Origin of the sequence: Paenibacillus sanfengchensis, assembly GCF_036864765.1 — a bacterium.
Classification (GTDB): domain Bacteria; phylum Bacillota; class Bacilli; order Paenibacillales; family Paenibacillaceae; genus Fontibacillus; species Fontibacillus sanfengchensis.
On record NZ_JBAGJC010000003.1, the window covers coordinates 266,395 to 286,525 of the forward strand.

Annotated in this window: 17 protein-coding genes and 1 riboswitch; of the genes, 3 read left to right on the plus strand and 14 right to left on the minus strand. The window is 56.3% G+C overall.

Going from position 1 to position 20,131, the window contains the following annotated elements; translation table 11 throughout:
- Positions 1-34 precede the first annotated feature (34 nt).
- Complete coding sequence (locus V4U84_RS07440; protein WP_334076991.1) at positions 35-1,558, minus strand: MDR family MFS transporter; 1,524 nt, start codon at positions 1,556-1,558, stop codon at positions 35-37.
- Positions 1,559-1,732: 174 nt separating this feature from the next.
- On the opposite strand from V4U84_RS07440, the gene V4U84_RS07445 reads away from it, so the two are divergent.
- The gene (locus V4U84_RS07445) at positions 1,733-2,818 is read left to right on the plus strand and encodes a M24 family metallopeptidase (RefSeq protein WP_334076992.1); all 1,086 of its coding nucleotides are present in this window, start codon (positions 1,733-1,735) and stop codon (positions 2,816-2,818) included.
- A gap of 175 nt (positions 2,819-2,993) precedes the next feature.
- Here the strand turns inward: V4U84_RS07445 and V4U84_RS07450 are convergent, their stop codons facing one another.
- Positions 2,994-3,698: a queuosine precursor transporter gene (locus tag V4U84_RS07450; protein WP_334076993.1), complete on the minus strand. Its 705-nt coding sequence runs from the start codon at positions 3,696-3,698 to the stop codon at positions 2,994-2,996.
- Positions 3,699-3,994: 296 nt separating this feature from the next.
- On the opposite strand from V4U84_RS07450, the gene V4U84_RS07455 reads away from it, so the two are divergent.
- Entirely contained in the window at positions 3,995-5,686 is a 1,692-nt protein-coding gene (locus V4U84_RS07455; protein WP_334076994.1) for a methyl-accepting chemotaxis protein, read from the plus strand.
- A 99-nt stretch (positions 5,687-5,785) separates the two neighbouring features.
- Here V4U84_RS07455 and V4U84_RS07460 read toward each other — a convergent pair whose 3' ends face one another.
- From V4U84_RS07460 to V4U84_RS07505, 10 genes are all read right to left on the minus strand, one after another.
- On the minus strand, positions 5,786-7,387 hold the full coding sequence (locus V4U84_RS07460; protein WP_334076995.1) for a cobyric acid synthase: 1,602 nt from the start codon (positions 7,385-7,387) through the stop codon (positions 5,786-5,788).
- A 54-nt stretch (positions 7,388-7,441) separates the two neighbouring features.
- Complete coding sequence (cobS, locus tag V4U84_RS07465) at positions 7,442-8,254, minus strand: adenosylcobinamide-GDP ribazoletransferase (protein ID WP_334076996.1); 813 nt, start codon at positions 8,252-8,254, stop codon at positions 7,442-7,444.
- Positions 8,251-8,820: a bifunctional adenosylcobinamide kinase/adenosylcobinamide-phosphate guanylyltransferase gene (gene cobU, locus V4U84_RS07470; RefSeq protein WP_334076997.1), complete on the minus strand. Its 570-nt coding sequence runs from the start codon at positions 8,818-8,820 to the stop codon at positions 8,251-8,253. The genes cobS and cobU overlap by 4 nt, the downstream gene beginning before the upstream one ends.
- Entirely contained in the window at positions 8,817-9,917 is a 1,101-nt protein-coding gene (gene cobT, locus V4U84_RS07475) for a nicotinate-nucleotide--dimethylbenzimidazole phosphoribosyltransferase (RefSeq protein WP_334076998.1), read from the minus strand. The genes cobU and cobT overlap by 4 nt, the downstream gene beginning before the upstream one ends.
- 93 nt (positions 9,918-10,010) lie before the next feature.
- Positions 10,011-10,805 carry an ABC transporter ATP-binding protein gene (locus V4U84_RS07480; RefSeq protein WP_334076999.1) on the minus strand — a complete coding sequence of 265 codons (795 nt, stop codon included), beginning with the start codon at positions 10,803-10,805 and terminating at the stop codon, positions 10,011-10,013.
- Positions 10,802-11,848 (minus strand): FecCD family ABC transporter permease, encoded by a 1,047-nt coding sequence (locus V4U84_RS07485; protein WP_334077000.1) that lies wholly within the window; start codon positions 11,846-11,848, stop codon positions 10,802-10,804. The genes V4U84_RS07480 and V4U84_RS07485 overlap by 4 nt, the downstream gene beginning before the upstream one ends.
- Positions 11,845-12,858 (minus strand): ABC transporter substrate-binding protein, encoded by a 1,014-nt coding sequence (locus tag V4U84_RS07490; protein WP_334077051.1) that lies wholly within the window; start codon positions 12,856-12,858, stop codon positions 11,845-11,847. Before V4U84_RS07490 ends, V4U84_RS07485 begins: the two co-directional genes overlap by 4 nt.
- 196 nt (positions 12,859-13,054) lie before the next feature.
- A riboswitch (cobalamin riboswitch) is annotated at positions 13,055-13,260 on the minus strand.
- 124 nt (positions 13,261-13,384) lie between these two features.
- Positions 13,385-14,335, minus strand: a complete 951-nt coding sequence (locus tag V4U84_RS07495) for a TRM11 family SAM-dependent methyltransferase (protein ID WP_334077001.1) — start codon at positions 14,333-14,335, stop codon at positions 13,385-13,387.
- A 110-nt stretch (positions 14,336-14,445) separates the two neighbouring features.
- Entirely contained in the window at positions 14,446-15,249 is an 804-nt protein-coding gene (locus V4U84_RS07500; RefSeq protein WP_334077002.1) for a TIGR03915 family putative DNA repair protein, read from the minus strand.
- Complete coding sequence (locus V4U84_RS07505) at positions 15,246-16,550, minus strand: putative DNA modification/repair radical SAM protein (RefSeq protein WP_334073729.1); 1,305 nt, start codon at positions 16,548-16,550, stop codon at positions 15,246-15,248. Before V4U84_RS07505 ends, V4U84_RS07500 begins: the two co-directional genes overlap by 4 nt.
- 197 nt (positions 16,551-16,747) lie before the next feature.
- On the opposite strand from V4U84_RS07505, the gene V4U84_RS07510 reads away from it, so the two are divergent.
- Entirely contained in the window at positions 16,748-18,307 is a 1,560-nt protein-coding gene (locus tag V4U84_RS07510) for a serine hydrolase domain-containing protein (RefSeq protein ID WP_334073728.1), read from the plus strand.
- 276 nt (positions 18,308-18,583) lie between these two features.
- Here the strand turns inward: V4U84_RS07510 and V4U84_RS07515 are convergent, their stop codons facing one another.
- On the minus strand, positions 18,584-19,531 hold the full coding sequence (locus V4U84_RS07515; protein ID WP_334073727.1) for an MsnO8 family LLM class oxidoreductase: 948 nt from the start codon (positions 19,529-19,531) through the stop codon (positions 18,584-18,586).
- Between the two features lie 16 nt (positions 19,532-19,547).
- Complete coding sequence (locus tag V4U84_RS07520) at positions 19,548-20,120, minus strand: histidine phosphatase family protein (protein WP_334073726.1); 573 nt, start codon at positions 20,118-20,120, stop codon at positions 19,548-19,550.
- Positions 20,121-20,131 lie beyond the last annotated feature (11 nt).

The window sequence follows — 20,131 nt, forward strand, 5'->3', positions numbered from 1 at the left end:
CTCAAATTCGAACGCGGTAAACACTTGGCGCGGGCTAGCCGCGGGGCTTGGAGGTTTCCCGCCGGTTTGCCAGCAGCCGATCGCCCGGCATGCCAAGCACTACCATCGCCGCCAGTACCGCCGGGACAAGCGTCCACATAAACGTATGGGCGATGGATGAAGACAGGGCATCCGTGACTTTGTCCAGAATGTCAGGCGGGATCAAAGCCCGCTTCTCGGGCGACAGCGCTTCACGCGTATCTCCGAAATCCATCCCTGCCTGTCCCCCCATTCCCCGGAAGGCCGACTCCATGTTGGCGTTCATCAAATTTCTCTGCAGGATGCCGAAAATCGTGATTCCCAGCGTCATGCCCAAAGACCGCAAAAATGAGTTGGTTGAGGTCGCCGCACCGCGCTTGCTCATATCGAACGGATGAACGGCGGCCATACCGAGCACGGAGAAGGAGAACCCGACCCCGAACCCGCTGATCACGCTGTATACTGTCAGTAAAACCCTCGAGGAATCGCCTGAAAGCGTGCTGAGCGCAAAAAAGCCGGAAACGAAAAACACGGCCGAGATCAGCATGATCGACTTGTAAGACAACCGGGACGTGAGCATGCCGCCCATCATACTTCCCACGACCGAGCCGACCATCATCGGCATCAGAATCAACCCCGAATTCGTCGCACTCCCGCCGAACACCCCTTGAACGTAAATCGGAATATAAACGGTAGCCACGATAAAAACGGAACCGTAAAACAAGGCCAACAGGCTGCTCGTCGCGTAGAGCCGGTTCCTGAACATGCCGAAAGAGATAATCGGCTCGTTCGCGCTTTTTTCCGCAAACAAAAAGATAATAAACAGGATGGCGAAGCCGGTAAACAACCCAAGAATCACGCCGGAATTCCAGGCATATTGCTGTCCGCCCAGCTCGAGCGCAAACATCAGGCATACGACCGATCCAACAAGCGTAAACGCTCCTGCCCAATCGATCTGCTGTTTGGCATGCGACAGGGATTCCTTATAAAACGGAACGATAAAGGCCAAAGAAACCAGACCGATCGGCACATTGATGTAAAAGACCCAATTCCAGCCCAATGTATCTGTGATATAGGCCCCCAGAAGCGGACCGAAGATGCTCGACGTGCCGAACACCGCTCCCATCAGCCCCGTCATTTTGCCCCGTTTCTCCGGGGGGAAAATATCATAGATAATCGTGAAAGCAATCGGCATCAAGGCCCCGCCCCCGATCCCCTGGATCGCACGGAATATGCTGAGTTGGACGATGCTTTGCGCGATTCCGCATAATATCGAACCGATTAAAAAGGTAATGATACCGAATAGAAAGAACCGCTTCCGCCCGTACATATCGGACAACTTCCCGAAAATCGGCGTTCCTGCCATCACCGCGACCATGTACGCTGACGTCACCCATACGAACTGGTCCATCCCCCCGAGCTCGGAAACGATCGTCCCCATCGCGGTCGTGACGATGGTATTGTCCATAGCCGCCATCAGTATCGCCAACATCAAGCCGATCAAAATAAACTTCGTCGAATCTTTTTCCTCAAGGGCCACGCTGCAACCTCCCGAATCTATTCAAATTTAAACAACAACAATAATAATAGTTTAGTGAAATATGGAAAAAAGTAAACTCCCTTGACGCGTAACGCGACAGCTTCTTTTTTTTCTCCGCGAGAAGTAGTAACCTATTATTTATCATAAGTCCAATTAGGAAAGGAAGTTTCCAGCATGTCCGAGCAATGGTCCGCTTTGGAGCGGCAAATGAAGCAGCATGGCCTCCAAACCCTGCTGATCACCGATCCCAAACATGTATACTATTTAACCGGCTTTCTCAGCAATCCGCACGAACGGTTTCTGGGAGTTGTTTTTCAACCCGGCGACGCCCCGTTTCTGGTCGTTCCCGCGTTGGATGAAGAGGCGGCCCGGGCAGCCACCGGCGGTATGGCGATCGTGACCCACCTCGATACGGACAACCCGTATCAGATTTTGAGCAAGCATTTGAAATCGCCGGCGGGCACGCTGGGTCTGGAAAAAGAATATATGACGGTGTCCCGGCTGGAGCATCTGCAGGAAGCCTTGGCTTTGACGGGATATACGGATATCGGGCCTTGGCTGCAGGAAATGCGCGTTTGCAAAAGCCCGGACGAAGTCGAAAGGATCCGCCATGCGGTCCGGCTGATCGAAGACGTGCTGCAGCAAGCGCTCAAGCAAGTCAAGGAAGGCGTTTCGGAGCATGAACTCGTCGCGGAAGTGGAGTATCAAATCCGCAAGCTGGGAGCCGATGGCCCTTCCTTCGACAGCATGGTGCTGTTCGGTGAAAAAACCGCGCTGCCTCACGGGGTTCCCGGCGAACGTCAACTGCGCCCCGGCGACCTGGTGATGTTCGACATCGGCGTCTATGCCGCCGGCTACGCTTCCGACATCACCCGCACGTTCGCGTTCGGGGAGTTGAAGCCGGAACAGGTTCGCATTTACGAAACGGTGCTCGCGGCCAACCGGGCGGCCATCGCCGCCATCCAGCCCGGCGCGACGTTCGCCTCGCTGGATAAGGCCGCGAGAGACGTGATCGAGGATGCCGGGTACGGTCCTTATTTCAACCACCGGCTGGGCCACGGGCTCGGTATCGATGTCCATGAGTTTCCTTCCATCCACGGACTGAACGAGCATACGCTCCGGGAAGGGAACGTGTTTACGGTGGAGCCCGGCATCTACGTGCCCGGCGTCGGCGGCGTACGGATCGAAGACGATTGCCTCGTAACGGCGTCCGGCCTCGAGGTGCTCACCTCTTTTTCCAAAGAGCTGCTTTATCTGTAAAGCAGGATAAGAGCTCTGCGACGGACGGACGTAATAGCCGCTATTTTGCGAGATTAGGTCCGGGCGTGTTTCTTACGGAAATGATAGCGGCTATTCCTGTTGATTCGGGGGTTCCATGACCGTTTAAATAACCCTCAGGCGAACCGCCCGAGGGTCTGTTTAAGTTATGGCCCGCTTATTGCGGCAGCGTCTTGGCCGGATCATCCTCCGCATGGTGGAAGTTCCGGGCTACATACAGGAACGGAGTACCCGCCGCCGTGAGTACAAATTTAAACACGTACGTCGTCAGCAAGATTTCCAACCAAACCCGGAAGCTGTATTCCCCAAGAAAAGCGATGGAGCAGAAGATCAGTGTATCGACAAAGGAACTGACCATCGTGCTGCCGTTGTTGCGGATCCACAGCTGGTGGCGCTTCGGATAATACTTCCGGATCCACGAGTACAGTCGAACGTCCAGAAACTGGCTGACAAAATAGGCGGTGAGACTTCCGAGTGCGAGCCGCGGCATCAGGCCGAATATCGTTTGCAGCGCTTCTTGGGACATGTCGCTCTCCTGCGGCTGAAATGCCAGCACCATCTGCATCAGGACGGTGGTCATGATCAAGGTGAAGAAGCCGAACCAGACCGCTTTTTTGGCTTCCTCGCGCCCAAATTTCTCGTTCAGCAAATCGCTGGTCAAGTACAGGCTGACATACATCGTGTTCCCCAGCGTCATAACGATGCCGAACATTTCCACGGTCTTGACGACCTGAATATTCGCGATAACGGTGGCGACGCCGATCCAGGCATACAGGCCTTTTTTCCCAAACAGCCTATAACAGAGCAGAAAAAAGCCAAAATTGACGAGCATATAAAAAATGCCCCATCCGATGTTGAACATTTGGATATTCCTCCTAGTTTTGATTACGCGGGATGGTTTCGAACCGCGGCTGCTTTTCGATTACAGCAAGTCCCAAGATACCATATCTCCGGCCCGGTTGCCATCCCTTATTTTCATTCGCGGTAATTTGAAAAATGAAAATATAAAAAATATCATTTTCAAAAGGCTTTTTTTTCTATAAAATAGTCCTAATAAACACTGGTTAATTAATACTAGGAGCATGACATAATTCCTAGGTGACCGGATCAAGTCAAAGAAATCAAAAAAAATTAGGAGAAGGACAGGGGAGGCTTCCTATGCTAAAAAGGAATCGTTCTATCGGCCACAAGTTCATGACCACGTTTGCGATCGTCATCGTTTTGTCTTCACTGTTGTTCAGCCTGAGTTTCTACTATGTCTCCATGGGGATTATCGACCGGAATGTGTTGCCGCTATTTGACAAGGTGCTGCAAACGAGCTCGAAAGATATTTTTAAAGAGCTGGATACGACCCAAGCCCTTCAATTGCTGAACGGAAAGGAAAATTCCCGGATCGTTGTGGAATCCTATCTCAGTGATACAGTGGAGGAATTTCAGTTACATACGGCCTACCTGCTGGACTTGAAAGAGGACCATGCCATCGTAATCGGCGTAAATGACGGATCTCCGATGAAGGTCGGCGATCAGTTGGAGGTTCAGGAGGCGATGCGCAAAGCCGAATCGAAAGGAAAGGCCAGCATCAGCCCGCTGTATTCCGATCAATTCGGCTCCCATAAAACCGCGTACATCGCTCTCCCGGGCAGTTCGGCGCTGCTCGCCGTAGGTATGGACGCCACGTTCATTGAGGATAAGAAATCGGAAATTTTATGGATTTGCATGGGTATTTTCCTGTTCGTTATTCTCGTCGGGATGCTGGTCGCCTATCTCAACAGCCGGCGTATCACCAACCCGATCAAGAAGCTGGAGGAAGTGACAAGCCGGATGGCACAAGGAGATTTCCGGCAGGAGATCGAGGTTGTCTCCAAGGATGAGGTCGGCCGGCTCGCCGAGAGCTTCCGGATTATGACCGCGCAGTTAAAAGAGATGATCGGCCAAGTGTTGGAAACCTCACGGAGCGTTGTAGACGGTTCCGATCAACTGCTTCACTCCGCCTCCACCTTCAAGGCGTTAACCGAACGTTCAGGCGCGGCGACGATGGAGATCGAAAAAGGCAGCTTTACGATCGCTTCCACCGCGGCGGAGAACGCCCGGGCGATGGAAGAAATCTCGCAGGGCGTGCAGCATATCGCCACTTCATCCGCCGCGGTGACGGAGAAGATCGGGCATGCTTCGGCGGAGGCCGAGTCCGGCAACTCGCTCGCCAATACGGCCGTTGAGCAGATGAAAACGATCGAACAGGCGGCAATCAAGTCGCGCAGCTATATCTCCGTTCTAAATGAACGCTCGGAGTCCATCGCCGCGGTGGTCGGCGTGATTATGGACATCACCAAGCAGATCAACATTCTGGCGCTGAACGCCGCGATCGAAGCGGCACGGGCGGGCGAGCACGGCAAGGGCTTCGCGGTAGTCGCCGAGGAGGTCCGCAAGCTCGCGGAGCAATCGCGGTCGGCGACGGACCAAATCGGAGAGTATCTGCTCAGCATTCGGGAAGAGGCCATGAATTCCGTAAACGCCATGGAACTCGTAAGCAACGAAATCAAGTCCGGCCGCGAGCGTGTTGATCAGGCCGGCTTCGCCTTCGGCCAGCTGACGGAAATGATTCAAAACATCAATGCCACGATTCAGTCGGTCTCCGCCTCCACGCAGGAAGTATCCGCCGGCACGGAGGAAGTCACCGCTTCGGTCGAAGAGGCCGCGAATATTACGGACAAATCGCTGAAAAGCATCAAGGAGATCGCCGAATACGCCAACCGGCAAATTTCCGAAATGGAGCTTCATACCGAGACAGTCCAGTCTCTGTATAGCCAGGCGCTTTCGCTCAAAGATGCGGTAGAGAAGTTTAAAGTATAAGTTTACTTTTCGTGACGCAAAACGCCCACGTTTGAGGATGTACCTTAAACGTGGGCTTTTTTTACGTAACATATTTGAGCCTTGTTCAAGTTTGCTAGACTATTGCCCCAATAGGCTATAGATTCGCCGCATGTCCAAATGGGCCTCGACATGGTCCGCCAGCCTGTTGAATCCGGACTCTTTCCGTGAAGCGGCCGCTACCCGCGACTCCAAAGGAGGAAGCCCCTTGTCCGCGCGCACCCCGTTCAACCAGGCCCGCCGCCAGGCGTCATTTTGGAACACCCCGTGAAGATAGGTGCCAAACACCCTCCCGTTCTGAAGCGCGGTTCCCTCGAACCGTTCGGATCCGTCCGCCTCGCGGATAAGAAATAGCGGCACCGTTTCGGATTCGGCCTGCGACGCCTGTCTGACGCCTCGTACCGGTTCCGTGCGGCCCGCATGGATTTCGTATCCGCTGATCGGAAATCCGCCGCCGGCCGGGTCTTCAAAGCCCGCAATCCCGGGCAGAGTGTTGCCTGCGACACGAACTGTCGTTTTTCCCGGCAGAAACGTCGTCTCCACCGGCAGCCAGCCCAGCCCTGCCGCCTTGCGGGGAACCACGGACTCCACGGCGTCAGGGTCATGAAGCTGGCGGCCCAGCATCTGATAACCGCCGCAAATGCCGACAAGCCGGGCATCCGGCCTGCGCTCCATCCAATCCCGAATCGCGCTCTCCAGCCCCTGCTCCCGTAAAAACTCCAGATCGCCGATCGTATCTTTGGTTCCCGGCAGGATGATGATGTCGGGGGTGCCGAGTTGATCGGCATTCTGGACATAGCGCAAAGAAACGTCCGGTTCCGCGGAGAGGATATCGAAATCGGTGAAATTCGATATCCGGGGATAGCGAATCACCACAATATCCACCTCCCGGCCGGCTGTCGGGCGCTCTGAATACGTGTCCAGCACGACCGAATCCTCCGCCTCGATGTCCAGGTCCGGCACAAAAGGCAGTACGCCCAGCACGGGTATGCCCGTACGCTCCTCGAGCCAGTCCAGGCCCGGCTGCAGTAACGCCAGATCCCCCCGGAACTTGTTAATAACAAATCCTTTGACCCGGGCCCGCTCTTCCGGCTCCAGAAGTTCCAGGGTGCCGACGAGAAACGCGAACACGCCGCCGCGGTCGATATCGGCCACCAGAATCACCGGCGCATCCGCCCATCCGGCCAGATTCATATTGACGATGTCGCGATGCTTCAGGTTGATTTCCGCCGGGCTTCCGGCACCCTCCATCACGACGATATCGTACGTTTGCCGGAGCCGCCCAAGCGCCGCCATCACGAGAGGTTTGGCCATCGGCAGAAACTCCTCCCGGTAACCCGCCGCGCTCAGATGGGCGTGAGGCTTGCCATGCACCACCACCTGGGAGCGCATTTCCCCGGTAGGCTTGAGCAGCACGGGATTCATATCGGTCGTCGCGGGTATACCGCAAGCCTCCGCCTGAATTCCTTGAGCGCGGCCAATCTCCAAACCATCCTCGGTAACGTAAGAATTTAAAGCCATATTCTGCGACTTAAAGGGGGCCGTACGGAATCCGTCACGGGTAAAAATCCGGCAAAGCGCGGTGACGATCACGCTTTTGCCCACATCGGAGGCCGTCCCCTGCACCATAAGCACTTTCCCCTTGCCCGGTTCCGCTCCCCGGTTTTGGACCGCTTCATTCATCAAGTCCCGCCTCCATTCCTGATCTGTCACAAGGGCTTTCCAACCGCCAACGGCCTATGTTGTCTGAAAGACAAGAACCGCCAGCACAAGCAGCAGCGCCTCCAGCCCTTCGTTCAACGCCCCGTAGGTGTCACCCGTCATTCCGCCCAGCTTGGAACAGATTTTGCCGGCGGCCAGCGAACCGGCCGCTGCCGTAAGCACCGGAGCGGCAGCGAAATAAATGCCAAGCTGAAGCACGCCAGGCCCGGCCCCAGGCAACACCGCCGCAAGACCCAGTCCTGCGGCGGTCAGCATCAGGGCATAGATCCCGGCCTGCGCCGCGGCCCTGGCGTCTAGGCCGCGAAACAGGCCCGCCAATCCCTCACCCTCACGCGCGGTCGGCCATTTGGACATGGCCCAGGCCATAAACCAGCGGCTCCATACCGGGGCCGTCAGCAGAGCTGCCCCCGCCGACAGGGGTCCCGCCGTGAACAGTGACGTCAGCAGCGAAGCCTTCAGCAGAAGCAGCAGCACGCAGGCAAGCACCCCCATCGCCCCCACGCGGCTATCTTTCATAATTTCCAGCATTTTCTCGCGGGAACGGTAGCTGAGCAGAGCGTCCGCCGAATCCATCCAGCCGTCCAAATGTAAGCCGCCCGTCAGCCAGACCCAAAGGATCAAAGCGAGCACCGCCGCCGGAAACGCGGGCAGCACCTGAACGGATAAAGCTCCTCCCAACGATACGGACAGGCCGATCGCGGCGCCAACCAACGGGTAGTGCTTAACGCTTCGTTTAAGCAACTCCGGCGTAAAATCCAGCTCCGCCTTGACCGGAAACCGGGACAAAAATTGAAAAGCGGCCCAGACAGGCCGTCCTTTTTGTGTCATAACAAGTACTCCCTGCTTTTCAGTTCGATCGGGATGCCCGCCGTCACCAAAAAGACCTGGTCCGATATTTCGGCCATCCTCTGATTCAGCATGCCGGCGTAATCCCGGTATAAGCGGCCGAGCGGATACTCGGGTACGATCCCGCTGCCCACTTCATTCGTCACCAGAACGATTGTTCCGGGAAACCCGGCAACCGCCTCACGCAACCGCGAAATCTCGTTGAGAAGCGCAGTCTCGTTGCTCCGCCCCTCGGCTTCCGCGGCCAAAAGAATATTCGACAGCCAAAGAGTCAGGCAATCGACCAGCACGCAGGCGTCCGAAGAAAAGCCTGCGCGTTCCGGCAGTTCTTTCAGCAGCCCGGCGAGCCGAAGCGGTTCCTCCAACGTTGTCCAGGGGTAGCGGCTGTCCTCGCGCTGAAGGCGGTGGCGACCGATCCGCAAGCGCATCTCCTCGTCAAAGGCCTGCGCGGTTGCCACATACCATCCCGACGGAGCATGCTTCATGCACCAACGTTCGGCGAACGAACTTTTTCCGCTGCGGGCTCCTCCCGTCACCGTCACGATCATAACCCGCTCTCCCCGGCTGCGGAGGTTCCTTCTTGTACTTCCTCGTTGGCGGAAGAAATTCCCGCGCTCTCGAAGGTGGCCATTTCGGACATAATCCGGCAGGCCGCGTCCAGCAAATGAAGCGCCAAGACACCGCCGGTTCCTTCTCCCAGACGCATATCCAACTGGAGCATCGGTTCAAGCCCGAGGATATTTAACAGTTGGGCGTGCCCTTGCTCCTGAGAGACGTGCGAAGCGATCATATACCCGGCCGATTCCGGCGCGATCCGCTGTGCCGCCAGCGCCGCAGCGCTGGAAATAAAGCCGTCGATGACCACGGGACAGCGGTTTGCGGCGGCGCCCAAAATGACGCCGGTCAAGCCGGCGATTTCCAAGCCGCCCAGTTTAGCGAGCGTTCCGACCGGATCGGCGGAATCGGGATGGTTACATTCCAGAGCGCGTTCGACCACGCGCACTTTATGCAGCCAACGTTCCTCGCTGATCCCGGTGCCCCGGCCGACGGTGTCCTGTGGGGGAACACCGGTAAATGCGCTCATCAACGCCGCGCTGGCCGTCGTGTTGCCGATGCCCATCTCCCCGGTTACGAAGCACCCAATGCCTCGCGCAACCGCCTGCTCCACGATTTCGGCGCCGACGAGGATCGCCGCCTCGGCCTCCTCCCGGCTCATCGCCGGACCGATAGCGATGTTACCGGTGCCGTACCGGACTTTGTTAGCGATCAGGTCCGGATGCTCCAGATCGGCGTTCACGCCGATATCCACGCACATGAATTCCGCGCCGGCCTGTCGGGCAAGCACATTGACCGCGGCTCCGCCAGCGAGGAAATTCGCCACCATCTGCGGAGTGACCTCGGCGGGAAACGCGCTGATGCCCTCCGCACATACGCCGTGATCGGCAGCCATGACGACGACGGCGCGGTTCGGGAAGGCAGGGGTCACTTGCCCTGTGATGCCCGCCAGCTTTATCGCGAGCCATTCCAGCTTGCCCAAACTACCGGGGGGCTTGGTCAAACTGTCCAAATGAGCCTGGGCTGCGGCAGACGCCTTTAAATCCAGTGCTGAAATCGAACGGGCTATATCCATTACGCTTCGAACCATCGGAAAAATTCCTCCCTTGAATAACCATAAATTCAATCCTAAATCAATGCCTATCCCTATGACGTCAACGGCGCATTGATTTCACTCCACCGTTCATTGCGGCATGAAGTCTTGCGCTTTCCGGAGCAGCAGTTGGGGAGACCCCGAATCGGGATGAGGAATGCTGTAAGACTTCACATGAAACACGTTTTCCAAGGTTTCGGGCACGAGAATGTCGGCCGGAGTTCCTTGACCGGAAATGCGCCCGCCGCTAAGCACGAGCAGGTGGTCGCAGTAAAGCGAGGCCAGGTTCAAATCGTGCATGACGGACACAACCGTCAAGCCCTCTTCCCGCTGCCAACCGGCGATGAGATCCATAAATTGCATTTGATAACGGATATCCAGGTAGGTCGTGGGCTCATCGAGTAAAACGACCTCCGGCTGCTGGGCCATCACTTTGGCGAGAGCGGCCCGCTGCCTTTGCCCGCCGCTCAGACTGCTGAGCGGCCGATGCGCCAGATCGGCCAGCTCCAATCTCCTCATGATCCGTTCAAGCAAATCCTCCGCGCCGCCCTGTTTTTCCCGGCCACGCCAATCCTGAAAGGCAAACCGGCCCATCTCTATAACTTCACGGACCGTATATGCGATAGGAGGAAGCCCGTCCTGCTGCAGCACGGCCAGCTTCCGGGACAGATCTTTTCGGCCGTAGGAGGACAAAGAGCGCCCGGCCAAGGAGATCTCCCCCCGATCGGGCGCTTCGACGCCGGAAAGCAAGCTGAGCAGGGTGCTTTTCCCGCTGCCGTTCGGGCCGATCACGCCCCAAAACTCCCCCGGGGCAATGCTCCAGTCAATGTCCTGCAAGGCTTTGAATTTCCCGTAGCACTTGGTGACCTTCTTAACCTGGATCATGACAGCTCCTTCTCCCTTGCGCTTTTTTTACGATACAGCAGATAAGCAAAAAACGGCGCTCCGACAAAAGCCGTTACGATCCCGAGCGGGATTTCCGTGGGCGCAAGCAACGAACGGGCCGCCAAATCGCTCCACATCATGAAAATACCGCCTCCGATCGCAGAGAGCGGGATAATCAGGCGATAGTCGGGTCCGGTGATCAACCGGATCATGTGCGGCACGACGAGGCCGACAAACCCGATGACCCCCGATACGGAAACCGCCGCAGCCGTCATTAGCGTAGCGACGAGGAGAATGATCAGCTTGGTCGATTCCACGTTTAGCCCGGAATGGGCCGCTTCCCGCTCCCCCAAGGCAAACAGGTTCAACGAGCGCGCCCTGCTCCAGAGAAACAAACCTCCCAGCGCCAGATACGGAAGCAGGATGGCCGTATAGGACCATCCCCGCAGACTCAAGCTCCCCATGGTCCAGTACATGATCTGGTTCACGATCTCCTTGGACATCGCCGTCAGGAACGAGACGACGGCACCCAGGAAGGACTGCATGACCACACCTGACAGGATCAGATTTTCGATCGGGATTTTGCCGTTCTCCCGGGCCAGCCACATGACGATCCATAGCGTAGCCGCCCCGGTCAGAAAAGCGACGACCGGGAGGGTAAACACCCCGATGATCGAAAACTGCCACCCGAAAAAAATCAATACCGCCGCGCCCACAGCCGAACCGGAGGAAACCCCGAGGGTAAACGGCTCGGCAAGCGGATTGCGCAGCACGCCCTGAAACGCCGCACCCGCAACCGCCAGGGACGCCCCGACCAGCAGGCCGAGGAGCACGCGGGGCAGCCGGACTTGCATGACGATCTGCTCCGAAGCCGTATTCCAGGTCGGCTCGATCCAATGGCCGATGCCCGGAAGACGATGAAGCAGGATCTTCGCGATCTCGAGGATCGGCATTTTGACGGAGCCGAATCCCACACAGACCAGCAGGGTAAGAATCAGCAGCCCGAGGCCTATAAATCCGTAGCCTGCCAGTTTGGTCCTCACGGCTTAATCAAATCCGGATAAATCGCGTTCGCCACATCAATAAGCCCTTTGGTCACGCGCGGACCGGGTCGGCTCAACAAATTGTCGTCCAATCCGATAATGCGACCTTCCTTAATCGCGGTGATCTTATCCCAGCCTCCACGGCTCTTGATGATGTCGGCGAGCGTCCGGTTGTTCTCGTCAACGACGCTTTTGGCGTAAAGAATAACATCCGGATTCGCCTTAATAATGTTTTCCTCGTTGATTTCGCTCCAGCCGGTAATATCGGAAGCGACATTTTCCCCGCCGGCCAGCGTAATCATTTCATCCATAAATTCGCCCTTACCGACCGTCCATCCTGGCGAGAACTCGATATAGACCTTTTTCTTCTGATCGGCCGGCAGCTTGCCCACCGCTTCTTTTACCTTATCCAGTTCGGCCTGCATTTGGCCGGTTACCTCGCCGGCTTCCTTCTGACGGTCCGTAATTTGCCCGACCAACCGGATGTTCGCCATGACCTCTTCCATCGTTTTCGCGTTGGAACGTAACACTTTCAAACCGAGATCCGTCAGACTCTTCACCGTATCCTCGCCAACCAGGTTCCCCGCCAGCACCAGATCCGGCTGAGCCGCAACGACCGCTTCCACATTAACCTGGAAGCCGCCCATTCTCGGCTTGTCTTTTACGGCTTCCGGATAATCGTCATTGTCGGAAACGCCGACAATCTGCTCGTCCAGCCCCAAAGCGAACAGCCCTTCGGTTTCCGACGGTGCCAGAGACACGATGCGCTGCGGCGCCGATTCGAACGTAAATTCGCTGCCGTACCCGTCTTTTACCGTAAGCGGATAAGTCGTTTTCGGACTCTCTTGGTCCGCTGCGTTCGACGTATCCTTTGGCGTTTCCTGTTGCTGCTGAGCTTGTCCGCCATTGCCGTTCTCCGCGGCATTTTTACCGTTCGCCCCGCAGCCTGCGGTGACGAGCAACAGAATGGCCAGAAGCCAGATCCCCCAGATCTTGGTCCACTTTTTCATCTCTTTCGCTCCTTCTGTGTTCTGTAGTTCTTGACTGGTCTGCCTGACATAAAGCGAAACTTGATGTCTCTTCATGAAGAAAAACCCATCCTGCGGATGGGTTACGTCTACAAAGTTATAGCGGAGCCGTCATGTTCCTGTGCCGGAACGCTCGGGTCCGTCCTCTAAGCAGAACGTCATCCTTTCCTCGAAGGACCGTCTAACATTCCCGTGGGCAGGTCTCCTGACTTCCAGGTACCGACGAACGCCCGCCTTCCCGTCGTACTGTGGCGTAAGACAGTGGCATGCATGGGCGCGTCCCTGTATACAGTGGCGGGACCGTGCCGGACTTTCACCGGCTTCCCTTTTAACCCTGGGCTCGCAAAACAAGCGGGCTTCGGGACCGACGGGTACTTCTTATTCGCTTGAATCCAGGCGATCTATCTCTTTTGGATTATAGGGGAAAAGCCGTAAACTTACAATACGAAAGAGCGGCTCCGCTGTGCGGTTCGTCCAAGTATTCAGCTGGCTCGTGATAAGCCCCCAATCAGCTATGGCATACCCAGATGCTTCGCACAAAAGCCCCCTTCGTTACTTTGGCGAAGCCCTGAATTTGAAAACCCGCCCGCTCCAACTCGGGTTCCAGCTCTTCCGTGGATACGACCACCGAAATGTCGCTGAACCGGCGCAGGCTTGATAGCATCGCCCGCTTCTCTTCCAGGGGAAGAACGGAGCATAAATTGTAAGGCATATCTAAAATCGCCGCGTCAAAATGCCCGTCAATTTCATTCATATCACCGATACTGACAAGTTCTTCGTGCCGGTACCCGAAATGAGCCAGATTTACCCTCGCTCCGCGAATAGCGAGCGGATTAAGATCCCGTCCCACAATCTCGATCCCCATGGAAAGGGCTTCGATCAGAACGTTGCCCATCCCGCAGCAGGGATCGATCGCCCGTATTCCGGCCGTGGCAGGGACCGCGATATTAACCAGGCTCCGGGCCATAGCCGCGGAAAGCCCTGTCGAATAATTCCGGGGCTTATGTTTGTGTCTCTGCCAAATAGGGTCCGTGGGATGACAGACTCCTAGCCTCCATGATTCCCCGTCGTGTAAAAGACCGAACAGGATATCCGGCTGCCGCATCTCCGCCCTGCCCCGGATCCGGGCTCCCACTGTTCTCTCCAACTGACGCTGGTCCTCATAGCTGCGAGGGACTCCGTTTTTAATATATTTCACTTTAAAAGTCTTTCCCTTTAAGTCGATCTTCTCCGCAAGAGTGAGAATCCCCTCGAGGGAGCCGCACCTTCCCAATACTTTCATTTCCATGGAAATAAAAGGGCTCCGATTTGCTCCGATGGCAGTTCCGCTTTCCATAAAAAAATGAGCTCTGGGGGCATATCCGAACAAACTGTGAAGCTCAAGCCTGCATAGTTCGCTCTCGTTCTCATGACACGCGTAGGGGTAGATATAGCTATCGGGCTTCTCGTTCAAGTCCACGTTCCCGTCTCCTTCTTACTTTGCCTCGCTTAGAGCCGATCGTTTTCGGTCAAGCAAAAGACTTAGGTATTCTAAGCATTCACTGAACCATTGTAGCAGAAGAACGGGGCTTAACGAAGACGTTTCGGGAAGGGGCCTGGAGAAGGATCGCTCTGCTGCATCTCGGTTAACTGGGTCCAATAACGTTTGGGCATATGGGAAAGCCGGGCCCGGGGATTGCTTCTTTCCCGGACCGCCACCGTATCATAGAACTGCTTCCACAGCCTCCGGTAGGACTTCTCCTCGTCGTCCGGCTCGGGCAATATAAGCTCCTCCATGCAAAATAGTCCCACTCGATCAGCAGGTGGACCATCCTGCCGCTGCATCAATACTTGTCTATGCGTCTTGTCGTAAATCAGAAACGATTCACCCCGGTATCTATCGCAAAAATGGGGCGCCAGCAGCGGCAGCACCTGATTCTTCGGTTCAATAACGGCGACCAGAACATCGCCATATACCGCAAACCGGACGAATCCCATATATGCATGGCTCTCCGTCCTTAAATGTTTCACCGCCTTATGGAGCCGATGCACCGTATCTTCCGTCAGCATATCCATGACCGTACGTCCATATTGAAAGCCAAGCCGCAAAAAACGGTACAGCAGCAGTTCCTTATCGGACATGCATGTCAGGAAGCCGTTACGGATCAGTTCCTGCGCCGCCGGACAGATTTTGACACCGATTCCCTTGTAAACTCTGGCCGCCTTTACCGGATCGGTCTCCACCCATACGGCATCGAACAGAACATACAGATTATCTTCACTCGGCCGGATATCCACCGCTTCTTCCTTGCGGTCAAAGCTTTCAAACACACAGCTAAGAAAGCCGTCAAAGCTGCCATCATAAATGTACGCCGATTGGCGAGCCCAGTTCATGTTGCAGCCACTTCCGCCACCCTGCCTGCCGCGAGTTCTTCGTCGCTAAACAGCTTAAGCTGTTCCACCTGGGGCTGGGGTAAATATAAGGAGATTTCCTTTTGGGACAGCAGCGATCTTAAGATTGTGCTCTCCTTCACTTTCAATCCCTCAAGACGTCTGCCGGAGCATGTGATGAAATATTGGGCTCTCTTCAGTACTACCCCGAGCTTCTTCAATCCCGCGAAGTCCAGTTTTCCCGCCCGCCGCGCCGCAACGATCGCCTTGGCGCTCCGCACGCCGATCCCTGGAACCCGGAGCAACGTTTCATACGGTGCTTGATTGATCTCCACGGGGAATCGATCGATATGATTTACGGCCCAATGGCACTTGGGGTCCATAAACGGATTGAAATTCGGAGTTCTTTCATCCAGCAGTTCATGGGCTTCGAATCCGTAAAACCGCAGCAGCCAGTCAGCCTGGTAGAGCCGATGCTCCCGCAGAAGCGGCGGTTTACTGTCCAGCGCCGGGAGCAGCGAATGCTCCATCACCGGCGTGTAAGCGGAATAGTACACCCGCTTCAGCTCGTATTTGCGATACAACGCCTCGGTCAGAGTCAAAATCTTCAAATCGCTGTCCGGCGTTGCCCCCACGATCAACTGGGTGCTCTGGCCCCCCGGCACGAATTTCGGCGCATGCCGAAACTTTACCAAATCGGTGCTGTTCTCGCGGATGCCCTCCCGGATCGCCGACATCGGCCGGAGTATCGTCTCCTTGCTCTTATCCGGCGCAAGCTGCCGTAAGCTGGCTTGGGACGGAAGCTCAATGTTTACGCTCATCCTGTCGGCGAGCAGTCCCAGCCTGGAAATCAGCGCCGGATCCGCTCCAGGGATAGCCTTCACATGAATATATCCCGAGAACCCGTATTGATTCCGCAGCAGTTCCAATACCCGGATTAATCGTTCCGTAGTATAATCCGGATTCCTCATGATCCCCGAGCTTAAGAATAAACCTTCAATATAGTTACGGCGGTAAAAATTCATCGTAAGCTCCGCAAGCTCTTCCGGTGTGAACATAGCTCTGCGGGTGTCGTGGGAGCGGCGGTTTACGCAGTATTTGCAATCGAAAATGCAGCTGTTTGTCATCAGAACCTTCAACAAAGAGATGCAGCGCCCATCGGCGGCAAAGCTGTGGCAGATGCCCGAGGCAACGGTGTTCCCCTGCTTTCCGCTTTGCCCGGACCTCTCACTCCCGCTGGAGGAACAGGAAACATCGTATTTGGCGGAATCCGTCAAGATCGCAAGCTTCTCCAATACATCCATAAAACGATCCTCCCTTTTGATCATCATTATAATACGAACATCTGTTCTTGTAAATACAAAAAACCCCATTTTCTTGTAATGAAAATGTAAGATTCCTTTTAGAACCGATTAAGGGAAATCGATGGGAACAAAACGGAGCCCCGCCTATACTAAAAAGCTGTATAAAGCGATTGAATCGAAGAGGAGTTGAATTACGAATGAAGAAGAAATCGGGCCTGGCCGGTAAAATCATCCCAAAAACTTTGCTGCCGGTTCTAATAATCACCGCCGGCATATACGCCTGTTTCCCTGCGGCAGGCGCCGTATCGGCCATATCGGCAACATCGAACCCCGAACGTTCGGGGCACGCGGAGAAGAAGGGCGATGTGTCGGAATTCAAGCGTTACTTGGATGAACAGGTTCCTTTGCTGCAAAAAAAATACGGTGTTCCCGGAGTCTCGATCGGCGTGCTTGAGCATGGCAACACCGCCTATGCCCTACAGTACGGATTCGCGGACAAAACGGCCGGCCGGAAGCTGGACGAAAAATCGCGTTTTCAAGCGGGATCCATTTCCAAAAGCGTTACCGCCTGGGGGATTTTAAAGCTGGCGGAGGAGGGAAAATTATCATTGGATGACCCGGTCAGCAAGCATCTCGGAAACCGGACGATTCCAGGTGCGAAAGTCGTTTCGGAGGAAGTGACCCTCCGGCGTCTGTTAAGCCATACCGCGGGGCTTGCTCCGCATCCCGGTTATATGGGCGTCGAGCCGGGCCGGAAGCTCCCTGCGCCCGAGCAATCTCTCGCCGGAGCCGGCCTGTTCAACGATCCCGTGAAATTCGCCTTAGCTCCCGGCAAAGAAGCGGCATATTCGGGGGCGGGGTACACGATCCTTCAGATGGTGATTGAGGAGGTTTCGGGGCAGCCGTTCGAGGACTATATGAAAAATCGGGTGCTTCACCCGCTGGGGATGGATTCCAGCAGCTTCGGGCAAGAAGAGGAGGACAGACCGTTCTTAACCAAAGCTTACGGTTATTTCGGACAGGAGCTGCCGGCCTTCCGGTTCGCCGAGCGGGCTGCCGCAGGGCTAACGACCACGGCCGAGGACTTGATGAAGCTCATGCAGGCAAGCCTGGACACCTCGAAAAGCGGAGGAACCCCCTTGGGGCACGATGTTGTAAGTCCCGGTCTGGTGCGGGAAATGCAGAAACCGGTACTGGGCGAGAACGGGCTCGGTATTTTTTCACGCAGCCTGCCGGACGGTACCACCCTCTTGTACCACCCGGGGGACAATCGAGGTTGGCACGCCTTCTATGGCTTTATCCCGGAGTCTCAAAACGGCCTGGTCATCCTGACCAATAGCGAGAACGGCATCGACCTGCGGCAGGATTTGTATCATGCCTGGATCCGGTTTGAAACCGGGGCTCTGCCGGAAGGAGCGACCGCGCTGGCGCAAACGAGCTCCCTCCATCAATGGGGCGCCTATGGCCTCACAGCCGCGCTGGCGGTTTATCTTCTGCTTGCCGCCTGGCGCATTCGCAGCGGGCGCAGATTATTTGTGTTCAATCACCCCAAGCCGCCTTTTGTACGACTAACGATCCGTTTGATTGTTATATTGGTTCCAGGCACTCTGCTTTACCTTGGGGCCTACCGCTGGAGCGTCATCGGGCTGCAGAGCGGGCTGAAATTCATCGTCCTCGCCGTTTCCGCCTGGCTTGCCGGCCTGCTCATTTTCGGATTTTTCCCGAAGCTGCCCGCAAAAAAAGCAAAACAAGACTAATGCGGCCTATTAGCGCACTGACGTTGCATCAAACCCGCCGGAATCACGCCTAGCCGCCCGCATTAGCGGCTTTTAGGGGCGCTATTGCGGTCCGATTCGGCTCCGCGAGAATAATAGCAGTCAAAAAGGGCCTTATTCTCCCCTGTTGCGGGCTCCGAAATCAGGGTTTGGCCCGTTTTTTCCAAAATAAAGCCCTTAAACTGCTACTCCATACCTCCAGCCAAATTCGACAAAATAGCGCCGCAAAACGCCCCTATCTCCTGTCCGGATGCGGCTTCAATCAATATGGAAGCCGCATCCGGACAGGAGGCGGTACGAATTGAGCCTGGTCTCATAGTCCGGAGCGGCCGTCACGATCAAAAATTCCTCATTCCCGTACAACCGCTGGAGTTGGAACAGCTGTTCAGCCAATTGCTCGGGCGTACCGGCCAACCGCTGCCGGGGAAGCTGTCCGCCCCGGGCAGCCAGCTCGGCCTCGATCAGGTCCGCCATCGCGCGGGCCTCGCGTTCGGTGGGGGCGCAGATCGCTTGAACCGCGACGATCGTTTCCGGCTCCGCCCGTAAAACGGAGGGTCGAAACGCCTTCCGATAAACGCGCAGCGTTTCGATTCCGTCGCTTTCGCTCATAAACTGGCCGAACACGTACCCCGTCCCGAGCTCAGCCGCATAGCCGGCGCTTTTGACGTTCGTTCCCAGCATCCAAACGTCCGGCTGCCGGAGGGGAACAGGCCTCGCGGCCACCGGCCGGGACTCGTAGGTATAGCTGTCCTGCAGCAGTGCCAGCAGTTCCGCTACCGACTCGCGATACCGGGCCACATGCTGCAAAAAGTTACCGCTGAGCGCCATCGCCGTATGCGCGTCGCCGCCAGGCGCCCGGCCCAGCCCCAGATCGATGCGCCCCGGATAAAGCGCGGCCAGCATCCGGAACCACTCCGCCGCTTTCAGCGGGGCGTAATGCGGCAGCAGCAGCGCGCCGGAACCAAGCTTGATCCGGGTGGTTACCGCGCCGATATGGGCAAGCAGGACCTCCGGAGACGGACACGCCAAGCCGTCCATATTGTGATGCTCCGCCGCCCAATAGCGGCGATATCCCCACTCTTCCGCCCGCTGCGCCAGCAGGACTGCCTGCCGCAAGGCTTCCTCATCGCTGCAGCCTCCAAGCTTGGGAACCAGATCCAACACACTTAGGCGCAGCCGCCGCCATTGATTTTCCCGTTCCGCCAAGAACCTCACTCCCCGGTCAAAAGTATGGCTGGAGCTTCAATATTTCTCCAGTCCCGATCTTTGCTTGCGGGTTCCAGAAATCCGAATCCGGAACGAGCAGCGTGTGCAGCATAGATATAACACCGCCATGGGTGACGATGAGCAGCGGTGCGGACTGTCCTTTTTCCGTCAACTGCGTTGTCATAGTTACGAGTTCCCCGTAGATGCTGCGGACCCTGCTTTCAAACCCTGCCCAGGGTTCTCCCTCAGGGGGCGTCCATTCCTTCGGGTTATCCAGCCAGCGCCGATAGATCCCCTGACCTTTGAGCATGTCGTAGGTTTGCCCTTCCCAGGCTCCAAAATGCATCTCCCTTAACCGCCGTTCGTAAATCGCGCTCGCTACCATATCCGGACGAAGAAACCGCAGCGTGCTCCGGCACCGGTTCAAATCACTGCAGTACACGGCGGAAAACTCGACCCCGGCCAGCGTCTTCCGTAAGCCCGTCAGTCCGGAAGCGTCCCCGGGAAGCAGTTCCGTATCGCTCTGCCCCTGGTACCGGCGTTCCGCATTACAGGCCGTCGCGCCGTGGCGGATCAGCCACCATTCCATTTTTCTTTTCC

Coding starts and splice junctions, on each gene's coding strand:
- cobS (WP_334076996.1), bottom strand. CDS start 8,254: ATGACACAAAAAGGACGGCCTGTCTGGGCCGCTTTTCAATTTTTGTCC.
- V4U84_RS07460 (WP_334076995.1), bottom strand. CDS start 7,387: ATGAATGAAGCGGTCCAAAACCGGGGAGCGGAACCGGGCAAGGGGAAA.
- V4U84_RS07510 (WP_334073728.1), top strand. CDS start 16,748: ATGAAGAAGAAATCGGGCCTGGCCGGTAAAATCATCCCAAAAACTTTG.
- V4U84_RS07445 (WP_334076992.1), top strand. CDS start 1,733: ATGTCCGAGCAATGGTCCGCTTTGGAGCGGCAAATGAAGCAGCATGGC.
- V4U84_RS07450 (WP_334076993.1), bottom strand. CDS start 3,698: ATGTTCAACATCGGATGGGGCATTTTTTATATGCTCGTCAATTTTGGC.
- V4U84_RS07480 (WP_334076999.1), bottom strand. CDS start 10,805: ATGATCCAGGTTAAGAAGGTCACCAAGTGCTACGGGAAATTCAAAGCC.
- cobT (WP_334076998.1), bottom strand. CDS start 9,917: ATGGTTCGAAGCGTAATGGATATAGCCCGTTCGATTTCAGCACTGGAT.
- V4U84_RS07505 (WP_334073729.1), bottom strand. CDS start 16,550: ATGGATGTATTGGAGAAGCTTGCGATCTTGACGGATTCCGCCAAATAC.
- V4U84_RS07455 (WP_334076994.1), top strand. CDS start 3,995: ATGCTAAAAAGGAATCGTTCTATCGGCCACAAGTTCATGACCACGTTT.
- V4U84_RS07520 (WP_334073726.1), bottom strand. CDS start 20,120: ATGGAATGGTGGCTGATCCGCCACGGCGCGACGGCCTGTAATGCGGAA.
- V4U84_RS07490 (WP_334077051.1), bottom strand. CDS start 12,858: ATGAAAAAGTGGACCAAGATCTGGGGGATCTGGCTTCTGGCCATTCTG.
- cobU (WP_334076997.1), bottom strand. CDS start 8,820: ATGATCGTGACGGTGACGGGAGGAGCCCGCAGCGGAAAAAGTTCGTTC.
- V4U84_RS07500 (WP_334077002.1), bottom strand. CDS start 15,249: ATGAACTGGGCTCGCCAATCGGCGTACATTTATGATGGCAGCTTTGAC.